The organism is Metabacillus rhizolycopersici, assembly GCF_020075705.1.
The window spans coordinates 22,914-37,087 of sequence record NZ_JAIQUM010000052.1 but is presented as its reverse complement, the minus strand read 5'-3'; the positions used below and the strand labels follow the sequence as shown (position 1 = coordinate 37,087).

Sequence of the window (14,174 nt, the reverse complement as noted above, 5' to 3'; positions counted from 1 at the left end):
AATTGGTCTACACCTAACATATGAAATTATAGAAGAATCTGTTTGATAAAACAAATGATAATCATGAAAATGCCACAAAAAATTTGTGGCATTTTCATTGACATAATCTTTTTTCAACAAAGTGAAAGAATAGAAAAATTATATATAATTTTTCTATTCTTTGCTGCCTTGATGTAATGCTAAAACTAAGAGAATACTTTTCATCATGGAGAATATATACAGAATAGGAATCTAAGCACTCACTTTCTGGTGAAAGGAGCAAATTCATGAGTAAATTTGTAAATGACAATCTGTATGAAACGAGAAATAACCTAATAGAGGAGATTGCTTCATTAAGTTATGCTCAATTTAACAATCAGCCTAGTATGAATAAGTGGAGTATAGCACAAGTTTGTCATCACTTAGTTTTAGTGGAAAAGGCATCTATAAAGGCAATTGCATGGGGGCTAAAGGAGATTGATCGTTCTCAAAAGGAACGGAAAAAGGTTCAGCTTATATTGGATCGAACGAAAAAGATTCAAGCTCCAAAAATCGTTGAGCCAGATGGAGAACCATTTGAAGTTCAGCAAATAATTGACTTGTTAAGCGATTCGAGAAAAAAATTGATGACGTTTCTAAGTACTATAGAAGATACATCTATATTGACGGAAAAATCAGTGAATCATCCTGCCTTTGGTGAATTACCTCTTGATCAATGGATTGAACTAATTTATTTGCATGAACAGCGACACATAGAACAAATAAAAGAGATAAAATTATTTATAGATTAGAGACACTAGACTTATGGTTAGGAACGGAGATTTTTACTTTGTGAAATGTTATTAGTTAAAGTAACATGGTGTAAGACTTGAAAAGAGAAACTGATAAAACTTATGGCAGGGATACAAGGTAAAATGGGAAGCAGGTAAGGATGAAGTTGAAGCATTTAGAAATGAACCAAATGATCAAGATATGTCTAGGCTAGTTCCTTAACTGGAAAGTAAGCAAATGCAAACTGGCGATCCTTTTTGCTTACTTTCAGGTTCTTATGTTTTCTGTCAATTAAGATTCATGATGTACTTTTCGAAGAGACCACAATAGTATAAGAAAGACAATTTCCATAATAAAACTGATGATTATGGTGATCAGTACTATCCATAATAATCCATCTCCAGAAAGATTGATCGCAAAGGGATTTGCTATTGTGGCAATAAGCTTAACAATTATATAGATAGAAAATGTCCTTGATGAACGTCTGATTAATCCATCATCAGCATGTTTATGAACAATAGTCATTATTAGCTGAAAGATATAGAATACAAGTATTAATTTTACTAAATCCAAAACAATCATATACAAGGACCAACCAGATAAAAACGATAGTTGTTCTAGCTGATTTATTCCCGCATTTTGCTGAATGAAGACGCTAGGTATAGAAATGAAAATAAGAGCAAAGGAAAGTTTCCTAGCTTTATGAGCAATCGGGAAGTTCTTGAGTAACATGGTTATTCCTGAAAAAATGAGATAATATCCGACTGGATCAGCGAGTATATCAATCACAATGATATGAATTTCAATCAAGACGAATAAGTAACCCCAAAAAATCCTGTTAAAAGCTTGGTTCATTAGCTCTACCTCCTTGTTTATCCTCAATTATTTCATTAATATCCTGTTGAGTGAGGTAGGGGTGATCAATGATGAAAGATTTATGTATAAATGGTTCTTCTTCATCTGATTTACCTAAAATCGTCACACCAAATTCCAAAAAGCTTTTTCGATGCGGATTGAATTGCATAGAGAGTTGCATCCAGTCATTCTTATTCAATTGAAAAGGAAAGACTTCCTCAATAATCGACATTCCCTCTACTTCATTCCACTCTAAATTCTGTTCATCCTCAAACCAATCAGGAGCATTACCTCCCTGATAGATAGCATTTAATTCTTTTAACTTTTCCTGATCAAGATTTACCTTCACAAACACATCTTCAGATAAATCTTTGGAAAAGGGAAGTGTAATAGCCTCTACTGTGATGGGCCTTGTTACAACCATTGCTTCCTCACTACGATGCTGATTACTGCCCGAGCTAATACGTGATTCAAAAGCTTTGTCATCTAGTAGCTTTCTATACACATTCACTTTGCCAATATTTGAAGTAAATGTTTGACCATTTGAGAAGGTCACACTTACCTCTTCGAAGGACCATATATCTTCTTTTCCCTCTTCAAGGGGTATAACTGATTGTGGCAGTTCCAGACTGATTGATTTTAAGTATTGATGAGCAAACTCTTGCTCAAACTGTGGTGCATTTGATGGCCATATTGAGAATTCATCATGTGAAACTGGATATACTTCAACCCCATCAATTAATAAATAGCTAACCTCAGAATGATCCATTTTATTGCTTAAATAATAGAATGTTAGATATGTCTCATCTGGAAGATAGACTTCATAGTAGTGGTCTAAAAAGATCGGGTGTTCAAGCTGTTTAGATTGAAAATACAAATAGTTGCCAACCCAACTAATCATGACAAATATAAGACCAACCCATAGTATTTTTTCTTTCAAGAAGCTTCCCCCTAACACTTCCTTTATTTGGTTATTTCATTCTATCATAAGTAGAAACGAGGATTGCTTCTACAGCAGGAGTTCTCATAGTATTCACATTACGAAGAGTCACTAAAACGCACCCTGCCAAAGTAAGGATAGCTTATAATCGTTGACGATTATAAGTAACTCTTGTACGATATTTAGAAGTGAAGGAAAAAGGAGATGTGGATTTCGTGAGGGAGTCCTTTGAAATAAAGAAAGCATTAAATAACAATGTATTAATAGCATTGAATAAATCATTTGGTGAGGTTGTCTTAATCGGAAAGGGGATAGGGTTTGGGAAAAAGCCTGGTGACGCTATCCTAGAAGATAGTTTTGAAAAATTATTTGTGCTAACCAATAAAAAGGAACAGGAGCAATACAAAAAGCTGTTAAAGGATACTGATGAAGACATGCTTGATGTTATTCAGGATGCGATTCATTATATAGCTGAGCGTGTCCATACGCCGTTAAATGAACATATTCATATCGGATTAACCGATCATATAACATTTGCATTAAAGCGATTGCAACAAGGAATGGAATTGAAAAATCCATTTTTAATTGATACGAAATCACTTTATCCTTTTGAATTTCAGTTGGCTGCAGAAGTCATAGATAATCTAAATCGAAGGTTAAAAGTATATTTACCAGAGGGAGAAATAGGTTTTATTGCTTTGCATATTCATAGTTCTATCACAAATAAACCACTATCGGAAGTCAATCAACATTCCCAACTGATTAGTCGATTAACCGAGGTAATTGAAATGTCATTTAACATAAAGATTGACCGTGAAAGTGTTAATTATTTGAGGCTAATTCGTCATCTGCGCTTCACAATTGAACGGGTTCATTCTGGCGAATCTGTTCAAGAACCAGAAAAATTAGCTTTATTATTGAAAATGGAATATCCTTTATGCTACAATACTTCTTGGAAGATGATTAAAGTAATGCAGCAAGCATTGAAAAAAGATGTTGATGAAGCAGAAGCTGTTTATTTAACAATGCACTTATTTCGATTAACAGATAAATAAATGTAACCGTTATTATTTTCACGTGTTACTGATTCGATCAGGCATGAGTGAACAAGATGTGTCATTTTAACTATTTTAGGGAAGTATACCTATGAATAGTTAGAAATCCATCGTTCACCATGCCTTTTTTATGTTTTTCGAAATCTTCGTAAAAGTACTATATTGTTTTCGTTTAGGAAATTATAAAATTCATGTACTGTGGATAAGCGTACGACATCCAGCTCCAGCGCTTTTGTTCTTTCATCTTTTTTGCTTGTTGTTTTAATTTTAAATGAAAATATGGAGGTTAGAATATGTTTAAGAAACTATTTGGAGTATTACAGCAAGTTGGTAAAGCATTAATGCTACCTGTTGCTCTATTACCAGCAGCGGGTATATTGCTAGGTTTAGGTAATGCGATGCAACAAGAAACATTACTACAGTATCTTCCCTTCTTGGAAGCTGGAGGAATTCAATTAGGCGCCAGTGTTATGGAGGATGCAGGTAATATTATATTTAGTAACTTACCACTGATTTTCGCAATGGGGGTTGCTATTGGTTTAGCTGGTGATGGTGCAGCAGCACTTGCAGCACTAGTTGGGTATTTAGTATTAAATCAGGTAATGAGTTCGTGGAGTGGGATTACTGTCGATCAGCTTACTGCTGATAATCCGGGGTTTGCTAGTATTTTAGGAATTCCTACATTACAAACAGGAGTTTTTGGCGGAATCATCGTCGGTTTAATTGCCGCTCTTTGCTATAAGCGATTTCATGCGATTGAAATGCCAGCATTTCTAGGATTCTTTGCAGGAAAACGTTTCGTACCAATTGTTACAGCAGCAGTAGCATTTGTAACAGGATTATTGTTGTTAATAATCTGGCCACCTATCCAAGAGGGGATGAATACTGCTTCTCTGTGGTTAATTGAAGAAGGTTCCTATTTTGCCGTATTCTTTTTTGGTTTTATAAAAAGATTGCTAATACCATTTGGACTACATCATATTTTCCATGCACCGTTCTGGTATGAATTCGGTTCCTATACGACAACTGCTGGTTCACTCGTGCGTGGTGATATGACCATCTTCTTTGCACAGCTAAAAGATGGTGTAGAGATTACGGCTGGTAACTTTATGGCAGGTGAATTTCCGATTATGATGTTTGGTTTACCAGCAGCAGCATTAGCGATGTATCATGCGGCAAGACCTGAAAAGAAAAAGCTTGTAGCGGGGTTACTAGGATCAGCAGCTTTAACCTCTTTCTTAACAGGGATCACAGAACCACTAGAATTTTCATTTATGTTTGTATCACCTGTTCTTTTCTTGATACATGCCATACTAGACGGTTTGGCGTTTGTATTAATGGCATACTTCAGTGTTAATATCGGGTATACTTTCTCCGGTGGTGCAATTGACTTTGTTCTTTTTGGTGTATTGCCTGGACAAGAACCTTGGTGGATTACAATTATATTAGGTTTAATCTTTGCTATCATTTATTACTTCTTATTCCGCTTCATGATTCGCAAATTTAATTTGATGACCCCAGGACGAGAAGAAGATGATGCAATTAACACCGAAGAATCTGGATCTCAAAACGCAGGTGAACTCCCTTATAAAGTTCTTGATGCTCTAGGTGGACAAGAAAATATTACACATTTAGATGCGTGTATCACACGGCTTCGTGTATCTGTTGCAGATATTAAAGATGTTGATAAAAATGAGTTGAAAAAGCTTGGTGCTTCGGGTGTATTAGAAGTTGGTAACAATATTCAAGCAATTTTTGGACCTAAATCAGATAATTTGAAGTCGCAAATTCAAGATGTGATGTCAGGTAAAAAGCCGAAAGTAACGAAAGTGCATTCTCAAACAAAAGAAGTACAAGAGCAAATTGAGGATGTCGTAGCGGGTGTAATAAAGAATGAGGTAGTGGAAGAAACATTTGTTGCACCTTTAACAGGTGAAATAACAGAAATAACAGAAGTTCCAGACCAAGTATTTTCAGGGAAAATGATGGGTGATGGTTTTGCGATCTTACCTACTAATGGTACTGTTGTTTCACCAGTTAACGGGAAAATACTCAACGTCTTCCCGACAAAGCATGCAATTGGGCTTGAATCTGACGGTGGAAAAGAAATATTAATCCACTTTGGAATAGATACTGTAAAGCTTAAAGGTGAAGGCTTCGAGATATTTGTTCAAGAAGGAGATATCGTAAAGCAGGGGCAAAAATTGCTTGAAGTTAACATTGATTATGTTAAGCAAAACGCACCTACAGTTATGACACCAATTGTTTTCACAAACCTGAAAGAAGGACAATCTGTAAAGCTTGAGGCAAAAGGCATTGTAACTGCGAAAGATGAGAATATTATTTCGATTCAAGATTAAATAAGAAAAGTGCAAGGCGCCCGCCTATCGGCGACAAGCACAAGATGAGCCGACTGGAAAGGTTGTTCTTTAACCTTTTGGTCGGCTCATCTTGTGACCTTGAGCCGATGGCGCCTTGCGCTGGACAACTCTCGAAGCCTAAACTTATAAACTTTGATATTAGAACAAAAGCATAATCGTCTTGATTAGCCCAAACAAGCATAAAAGAAACACGTCAAAAAATAGTAGCTGTTAAGTGACGATAAAGTTGTTTAAGTACAAAAAAATCGTCACTTGTACTATATAAATATTTAAAAACACTAGTTCTGTTAAGTCATTAAGGGGTTATCTTTATCTTGAATAAGAGAAGAAATGATTAAACCGTGAATTGAAGCTCTAAGTTATTCAAAGAATAGGACAATTTAATTGAAAAGGGTATTGAAACAGTACATTCATTGTTGTACGTTTAGTTAAGAATAGGGATTACTGGGAAATATTATCTATTCGATTAATGTGTATTTCAGGGAAAAGAGTTACCTTTTAATATGTAAAAAGGAGGAAGGCATTTTGATTAAAGCTGTTATTTTCGACTTTGATGGTTTAATTTTAGATACAGAGACGGCTTGGTATGAGGCTTATAAAGAAGCTATGGATTTTTATAAATCTGATTTGCCTCTCGAACGTTTTGTTAAATGTATTGGAACAGATAATACTGAGCTTTATGAGTTTTTTAAAGAACAACTGGGGGAAAGTTGTAATATTGAAGAAATTGAAGCGAGAGCAACAAGCTTACATAAAGTAAAGATGAAAACATTCGAGGCACGTGAAGGTGTAAAGGATTATTTAGAAGAAGCAAAAAAACTCGGATATAAAATTGCCCTTGCTTCAAGTTCTACAAAAGAGTGGGTTACTCAGTATTTGGGTGAACTCGGACTGTTAAACTATTTTGAAGTTATTATTACAGGAGATGATGTTGAGAAAGTAAAACCAGCGCCTGATCTGTATTTAAAGGCAATCGAAGTCTTAAACATTCATGCCACAGAAGCTGTAGCATTTGAAGATTCGTTAAATGGGCTTCAATCGGCTTTAAAAGCTGGATTAAAGTGTGTAATCGTACCAAATCCCGTGACTGAAGCTTTAGCCTTTGAAAATCATCATTTACGACTTCAATCTATGGCGGAAAAAAGCTTGACCGATGTTATTAAATTTATTGAGCAATAAGATGTTCGAAAATAACTCCACCTTATTTTTAGATGATAATGGTGGGGTTTTCATATTAAATCAGTCCAATTAGAATGGAACAGTATTCAACAAGTAGCTTTAGTAAAATAACTGAAGAACCATTTTTACGGGGTTTTAAAAGAGAAGGGAAGGTAATGATAATGAGTTTTTTGGAGACAGCATGCAAAGCTGCTAAGCAGGCCGGAAAGATGATTTTATCCCAGGTCAGCAAGGAAATGGCCACTGAGAAAAAAAGCTCCAACTTCGACGTAGTGACAGAGATTGATAAGCGGTCGGAGCGAATGATTCGTTCTTGTATTTTGGAATCGTACCCTACTCACTCTTTTCTAGGAGAAGAAGAGACCTATGTTTCCACACAACCGATTGGCAAGACATTGGAAGACGCCCGTAATATTCCTTATTTGTGGATTGTTGATCCGATTGATGGGACGGCGAATTTTATCCATGGTATTCCTGGCTTTACTGTTTCAATTGCACTGGCTTGTCATGGAGAGCTTGTGCTCGGCGTTATCTATGATCCTTGTCGAGATGAATTGTTTTGGGCAGAGCGAGGCAAGGGTAGCTATTGCAACGGCGATCCAATTTCAATCTCAACAGTTGAGAGAGCTGTTGATTGTATTATCGCCACCGGCTTTGTATCCACATCAGAATTTCGTGAAATTAACATCGCCAGTATGGAGCAAATTGGGAAAGAATTCAGAACGATACGAGTATTAGGCTCAGCTGCCCTACATTTGGCATACGTAGCTTGCGGTAAACTCGGCGCCTTCTGGGAATACGGTTTAAGTGTATGGGACGTGGCAGCAGGCGTATTGCTGGTCAAGGAAGCAGGGGGGATGGTGACTAGTACAGAAGGAGAGACGTACCAACTTCCTAATCAAAACATCGTTGCCAGCAATGTGAAAGTCCATCCAACGATTCTGAATTGTTTAAGTCATTATCCGCTAAGATCGATAGAATAGCATCATGTAAAACCTGAATCCAAATTATAAGTGAGTAACTCCTATTCTAAATTATGACAAGCATAATAGTTGGATTGAAATTATATGCTTGTTGCATACATATAATTTGAATTGAGTAAACAGGTTGATTACTCTATAATTAAGTTTTAAGCATAGAATTATTTGATTTAGAATAGGTGGAATATATCATGACTACGAATCATGATTTTATGGATTACTGGTTATCCATAGACTCTATACAAAATAAAGTAAAGAAAGAATTGGAAAACGTGCTGCAGGCCGAGTACAGTTTATCCCTAAAAGAATTCTACGTGCTTTATTATCTTTCCAAGACGCCTGACAAGAAACTGAGATTACAGCAATTGCAAGAGAAGATCGGATTGAGTCAGAGTGCACTTTCCAGATTAGTAGGTAATATGGAAGCGAAGAGCTGCGGTGCTTTAGAAAAACATGTTTGTACAGATGACCGTAGAGGTACCTATACTCGAATAACAAACATAGGTGAGCAGAAGTTGCAAAAAAGTCTAGTCTCTTTCCGTGAAATACTAAGATTACACCTCTCTGATATTGATGTTGAAGAAATACTAAAACAATTATTAGAAAAGCTATAAAATACCATGTTCTGTCGAAGTGCTCAAAAGGAGCACTTTTTAGGTGCTTAGGAATTCATAAAATTCTTGTACTGTGGATAAGCGTACGACATCCAGTTCCAGCACCTAGCCCCTCTTGGGTCTACAGACGCTTTTGGATTGAAGGCAAGTACCCTTCTATTCAAAAGCGTCTTATTTGCCCGAGGCTAATCAAGGCGCTTGCGTTTTTGTTCGTTGAGCACTTTGATTTGACAAGGAGAATATATAGCGTTAAATTATATGCATGTGTAATGCATATAATTTAAACGAAGGGAGTTTTTGCAATGCAAGATTTATTTAGTCTATTCAAAATAAAGGAATTAGAGTTGAAAAACCGGGTTGTTATGTCCCCAATGTGTCAATATTCCGTAGAAAAGAAAGATGGAATAGCCAATGACTGGCATTATCTGCACTATGTAAGCCGAGCAATTGGTGGAACAGGTTTTATCATGATTGAAATGACGGATGTAGAGCCTGATGGAAGAATTTCGGATTATGATTTGGGTTTATGGTCTGACGATCAAGTGCCTGCCTTGGCGAGGATAGTGGAAGCTTGTCATCGTTATGGAGCTAAGGTTGGTATTCAGATTGCACATGCTGGTCGTAAAGCAGAAGATGCAGTTGTGCCAGTAGCTCCTTCTGCAATACCGTTCGACGAGAAGTCAAAAACACCAAGAGCGCTTTCAACAGATGAAGTAAAAGAGATGGTCGAGAAGTTCCGTAAAGCAGTAAGACGCGCGGTTGAGGCTGGAGTTGATGCGATTGAAATCCATGGAGCCCATGGTTACCTAATCCATCAATTCCATTCCCCACTTACAAATAAAAGGGAAGATGAATATGGACAGGATCTAACCAAGTTTGGTCGTGAAATCATTCAAGCAGCTAAAGCGGAAATACCTGCCGATATGCCACTAATGATGCGTATCTCTGCAAAGGAATATGTAGAAGGTGGATATGGAATAAACGAAAGTATTGAGTTCTGTCGAGTTTATCAGGAAGCTGGAGTGGATATGTTTGACATCTCTTCTGGTGGAGAAGGTCAAATCGCAGCTTGGGGGAGACCAGGAACACATGCTGCTTACCAAGCGCCGTTAGCTAGACAGATCAAAGAAGCGCTTCAGGTTCCGGTCATGGCTGTCGGTAGACTGGATGATCCAATGCTAGCCAATGCAATCATCGGGAACGAAGAAGCAGATCTTATTGCTGTTGGAAGAGGCTTGCTGAGAAACCCTTATTGGACATTGGAGGCTGCCAAGCAATTGAGAAAAGAAACAAAAGTGCCGACACAATACGTAACAGGATTCTAATTAAATCTCGAACAAAGGACCAAATGAGTGGGGAAAGTTTCTTGGAGACCCCACTCTTACAACAGCTATTTTAGCTACACTTATATCGAATATTATTTCGAACTGTTCACTTATTTATCAAATTCTTCTCTAAAAATATTATCTTTTCTAGCCAGAAGACTCCCATCTTCAAGACGAGATAGCGGATAAATGGCTTTTATTGTTTTTTCCAGCGTTCAAGCTTAGGTATGCTTCGTGTGAAAAAAACTGCGATAAATGCAGGCATGCCGAATTCTACAATTTTTTCTTTCACTCGTTGTTTCATTTGATCGACGGTTAGATCAGGTAATGTGAATTCTCCATTTTCATAGCAATGGCTACAATACATTATACTTCTTGTACCATCTTTTTCAATTCCACCACCATTTTCATCTTTCGATAATGGCATCCCGAAGCTTTGACAATTTTTATAGGCTTTCATGGGATATACCTCACTTTCTTCCAACTTATCTCTTAGATTATATCAATTAAGATCGATTTATCTCGCATTAACAGGATTTATCCGCTCACTTCTCAAGCCTTTAATTAAAAATCACTCAGTTTTTCGTCGACTATCAAGTTTTTTTGAATAATTAAAACAAAGCAAGCCAGTACTTAAGACTAAACAAAACGGAATAAAAGCCCATAGAGGCATTAATATTTCCTAAAATAATAGGTATGCACTTATAGCAAATATGAGACAACTAGAAATCAGGAGAAAGCTAGAGTGAAAATCTTTCATAATGACACCATCCTTTTGAAAAGTAATTAAGGGGATGAAGTATATTTAGATTGTATGATATTTGATTGAGTGTTTATCAAATTCAACTGGTTCAATACATGAAAGGAGGAGCATTCCTAAATAAACGCGCCATTTAATGGAATGACACACCAGTTTCTTTTTGCTAGTCTAGCTGAATAAGAAATAAAGATTCATGATATAATTATCTTAGATAACAGCTTATATAAGCGAAATAAATTAAATATTCCCAAAAATAATTTTTTTAAGAGGACGATGAAAGTTGACAATGGATAGGGAAAAATCAATTAGTAAAGAACAAACTATTTTTAATCACATTGGAAATCAAATCAAAACAGAAGATAGAGAAATTGATATCATTGCTAGATTAGAGGAACCACTAATAGTCATTTTAGGAAATGTTTTGAGTATCGAAGAATGTGACGAACTAATTAGATTATCAAAAGACAAAATGCATCGTTCAAAAATTGGAGTTACACACGAAGTAAATGAGATAAGAACAAGTAGTAGTATGTATTTTCAAGAAAATGAAAATGACATCATTATTAAAATTGAAAAAAGAATAGCATCTATTATGAGTATACCCATTGAACATGGGGAAGGTATTCAAATTCTTAAATATACTCCTGGTCAAGAGTATAAAGCTCATTTTGATTTTTTTACATCTTCAAGTAAAGCAACAAAAAATAATAGAATTAGCACAATCGTCATGTACTTAAATGATGTGGAGCATGGGGGAGAAACTTTTTTTCCTAAACTAAATTTTTCAGTATCCCCAAAAAAAGGAATGGCCGTGTATTTCGAATATTTCTATGACGATAAAAACATAAACGAACTAACATTACATGGTGGAGCGCCAGTTATAACTGGAGAAAAATGGGTTGCAACACAATGGATGAGAAGACAAAAATAGTATACTTTTCACCTGAATTCTTTCTTTCCAAGACGGACAAATCCTTTCAAAATCATTGTAAGAATTAAAATTGCCTTGAAATAAAGTTTGATCAAAAACATCTCAAAAACCCGTATTTTACGGTAAATAAAAAGAATCTATTTTGAAAAAAGATTGATCAAAATGGATTCTTTTTATTTACCGTTTTAAGTTTCGGGTTTATAAAAAAGTTTGATCATTTTTGTGACCTTATTTCATTAAAGCGCCCGTTTTGTGGAAGAACATTACATTAAAACGCAGGTGGGGTAACTGAAAATAATACGACTGCATTTTGACTAAAGTTATTTTCCCATTTATGTTTCAAATTTGCTGGTATTTTCACACTATCACCAGCTTCTAATAGATATTCTTCTTCACCTAAATACACCTTAATTTTTCCTTCCAAAATAAATGCTACGTCCTCTCCTCTATGTTCTAGAAGATTTTCTGACGAAGAAGTATTCGAAGGAATTTTCATAGTCGCTGTTGCTAAATTACCCGTAAAATTAGGTGACAATAACTCATAAAACAAATTATCACTGATCATTTTCTTACGTTTACTAGACCTAACGATTAAATCCTCCGTAATTGTTTCTTCAAGTAACAAACTAAAAGTTAGAACATTTCGGGTTTTAGCTAAGACCTTTAGGATTTGAATAGAAGGATTCGCCAAACCACGTTCAATTTGGCTTAACATTGAAGGTGTAATTTCAGCTGATTTTGCTAACTCTCTACTACTCAATCCTTTAGCTTTTCTATATTTTCAACTTTCTTACCAATATCTATATTTTCCATAATCGATACTCCTTAACAAATTGTTAAATTTAATTTAAATAAAGTAAATATAAATTAACATAGAGGTAATCGTGTGTTAAACTGTATTAAAATTTGTTAAATTATAATTTATAATGCAACTCGTTACAAGAAAATTAGGAGGATCAAACAAATGAAAGAGATTGAAAGCAAAGAAATAGAAACATGGAAAGACCAATATCCTTTACTAAACAAGCTCATTTCGATGGACGAAGTATTTTGGTTCAATCCAAATGTCGAAAAATTTCAAACGGGAATTAAAAAATCCCCCCTTACTCAAGAAGATGTAAGAGATGCAGAGGAAAGGTTGAAACGTTTTGCTCCATATATCGCTAAGGTTTTCCCTGAAACAAAAGGAACGAATGGTATCATAGAATCTCCTTTAGTGAGAGTTCCTGCCATGAAACGATCCTTAGAACAGGATTATCAGCAACCTATATTAGGAGAATTATTACTAAAATGTGATAGTCACCTTCCTATATCAGGATCTATTAAAGCAAGAGGCGGGATTTATGAAATTCTCAAACATGCAGAAGAACTAGCTTTTCAACATCAATTGTTAACGATTCAAGATGATTATTCGATTTTAGATAGTGATAGATTTCGAACCTTCTTCTCACAATATTCAATCGCAGTAGGCTCGACTGGAAATTTAGGACTTAGTATTGGCATCATCAGTGCAAAGTTAGGTTTTAATGTTTCTGTTCATATGTCAGCTGATGCAAAACAGTGGAAAAAAGACTTGCTTAGAAGTAAAAATGTCAAAGTTATTGAATATGAAGCTGATTATAGTAAAGCTGTAGAGGAAGGTCGAATCCAAGCAGATAGTGATCCAACATGTTATTTTGTGGATGATGAAAATTCCCACGACCTATTTTTAGGGTATGCAGTGGCTGCATCTCGATTGAAGAAACAATTAGAGGAGCTAGAGATAATAATAGATGAAAATCATCCTTTGTTTGTTTACCTTCCATGTGGAGTAGGGGGTGGTCCTGGAGGAGTTGCTTTTGGTTTGAAATTATTGTATCAAGACCATATTCACTGTTTCTTTGCAGAACCTACTCACTCACCATGTATGTTACTTGGTTTAATGACTGGACTTCATGATAAAGTTTCTGTACAAGATGTTGGTATCGATAATGTAACAGACGCGGATGGACTTGCTGTAGGAAAGCCATCTGGGTTTGTGGGTAAAACTATGGAACCTTTTTTAAGTGGTAATTATACGGTTAGCGATGAACAGTTGTATAAGTTGCTAAAAGAACTAGTCGATACAGAGGGGATCCATTTAGAACCTTCTGCACTAGCAGGCATGATAGGACCAAGTAAATTATGTAAAGAGGGCATCGATTATTTACAGAAGCATAGTTTAACGGAAAAGATGAGTAAGGGTACACATATTATTTGGGGGACTGGTGGAAGCATGGTTCCTGAAGAAATGATGACGCAATATTACCAAAAAGGGTTGAAATTAGCGTTAGAGAAACAGAAGTAATTTAACACGGGGAGTTTAACCCCGTGTTTTTATATTTGAAATTTCTTTTCTTATTAAATTAACCTCCCGTTAGTATAA

12 protein-coding genes and 1 pseudogene are annotated in these 14,174 nt (G+C 35.7%); 9 read left to right on the top strand and 4 right to left on the bottom strand.

The window, feature by feature from the left end:
• Positions 1-266 precede the first annotated feature (266 nt).
• Entirely contained in the window at positions 267-770 is a 504-nt protein-coding gene (locus K9V48_RS19310) for a DinB family protein (protein ID WP_224140795.1), read from the top strand.
• A gap of 271 nt (positions 771-1,041) precedes the next feature.
• On the opposite strand, the gene K9V48_RS19305 is transcribed toward K9V48_RS19310, so the two are convergent.
• A complete protein-coding gene (locus tag K9V48_RS19305; protein WP_224140794.1) occupies positions 1,042-1,605 on the bottom strand; it encodes a hypothetical protein in 564 nt (187 codons plus the stop codon).
• On the bottom strand, positions 1,589-2,545 hold the full coding sequence (locus K9V48_RS19300) for a hypothetical protein (protein ID WP_224140793.1): 957 nt from the start codon (positions 2,543-2,545) through the stop codon (positions 1,589-1,591). The genes K9V48_RS19305 and K9V48_RS19300 overlap by 17 nt, the downstream gene beginning before the upstream one ends.
• A gap of 215 nt (positions 2,546-2,760) precedes the next feature.
• On the opposite strand from K9V48_RS19300, the gene glcT reads away from it, so the two are divergent.
• The 6 genes from glcT to K9V48_RS19270 all read left to right on the top strand — a co-directional run bounded on the left by glcT (position 2,761) and on the right by K9V48_RS19270 (position 10,079).
• Positions 2,761-3,600: a glucose PTS transporter transcription antiterminator GlcT gene (gene glcT / locus K9V48_RS19295; protein ID WP_224140792.1), complete on the top strand. Its 840-nt coding sequence runs from the start codon at positions 2,761-2,763 to the stop codon at positions 3,598-3,600.
• A gap of 293 nt (positions 3,601-3,893) precedes the next feature.
• The gene (gene ptsG, locus K9V48_RS19290) at positions 3,894-5,960 is read left to right on the top strand and encodes a glucose-specific PTS transporter subunit IIBC (RefSeq protein WP_224140791.1); all 2,067 of its coding nucleotides are present in this window, start codon (positions 3,894-3,896) and stop codon (positions 5,958-5,960) included.
• Positions 5,961-6,509: 549 nt separating this feature from the next.
• Positions 6,510-7,160, top strand: coding sequence for an HAD family hydrolase (locus K9V48_RS19285; RefSeq protein ID WP_224140797.1), 651 nt, complete (start codon positions 6,510-6,512; stop codon positions 7,158-7,160).
• A gap of 161 nt (positions 7,161-7,321) precedes the next feature.
• Positions 7,322-8,143 carry an inositol monophosphatase family protein gene (locus tag K9V48_RS19280; RefSeq protein ID WP_224140790.1) on the top strand — a complete coding sequence of 274 codons (822 nt, stop codon included), beginning with the start codon at positions 7,322-7,324 and terminating at the stop codon, positions 8,141-8,143.
• Positions 8,144-8,331: 188 nt separating this feature from the next.
• A complete protein-coding gene (locus tag K9V48_RS19275; RefSeq protein ID WP_224140789.1) occupies positions 8,332-8,754 on the top strand; it encodes a MarR family winged helix-turn-helix transcriptional regulator in 423 nt (140 codons plus the stop codon).
• Between the two features lie 302 nt (positions 8,755-9,056).
• Positions 9,057-10,079, top strand: coding sequence for an NADH:flavin oxidoreductase/NADH oxidase (locus K9V48_RS19270; RefSeq protein WP_224140788.1), 1,023 nt, complete (start codon positions 9,057-9,059; stop codon positions 10,077-10,079).
• Between the two features lie 196 nt (positions 10,080-10,275).
• On the opposite strand, the gene K9V48_RS19265 is transcribed toward K9V48_RS19270, so the two are convergent.
• Positions 10,276-10,539: a zinc ribbon domain-containing protein gene (locus K9V48_RS19265; RefSeq protein WP_224140787.1), complete on the bottom strand. Its 264-nt coding sequence runs from the start codon at positions 10,537-10,539 to the stop codon at positions 10,276-10,278.
• Positions 10,540-11,125: 586 nt separating this feature from the next.
• Between K9V48_RS19265 and K9V48_RS19260 the strand changes: the two genes are divergently transcribed.
• Positions 11,126-11,770, top strand: a complete 645-nt coding sequence (locus tag K9V48_RS19260; RefSeq protein ID WP_224140786.1) for a 2OG-Fe(II) oxygenase — start codon at positions 11,126-11,128, stop codon at positions 11,768-11,770.
• Positions 11,771-12,038: 268 nt separating this feature from the next.
• On the opposite strand, the pseudogene K9V48_RS19255 reads toward K9V48_RS19260, so the two are convergent.
• A pseudogene (locus K9V48_RS19255) lies at positions 12,039-12,583 on the bottom strand (cupin domain-containing protein).
• Positions 12,584-12,734: 151 nt separating this feature from the next.
• Here K9V48_RS19255 and dsdA point away from each other — a divergent pair.
• A complete protein-coding gene (dsdA, locus tag K9V48_RS19250; RefSeq protein ID WP_224140785.1) occupies positions 12,735-14,096 on the top strand; it encodes a D-serine ammonia-lyase in 1,362 nt (453 codons plus the stop codon).
• Positions 14,097-14,174 lie beyond the last annotated feature (78 nt).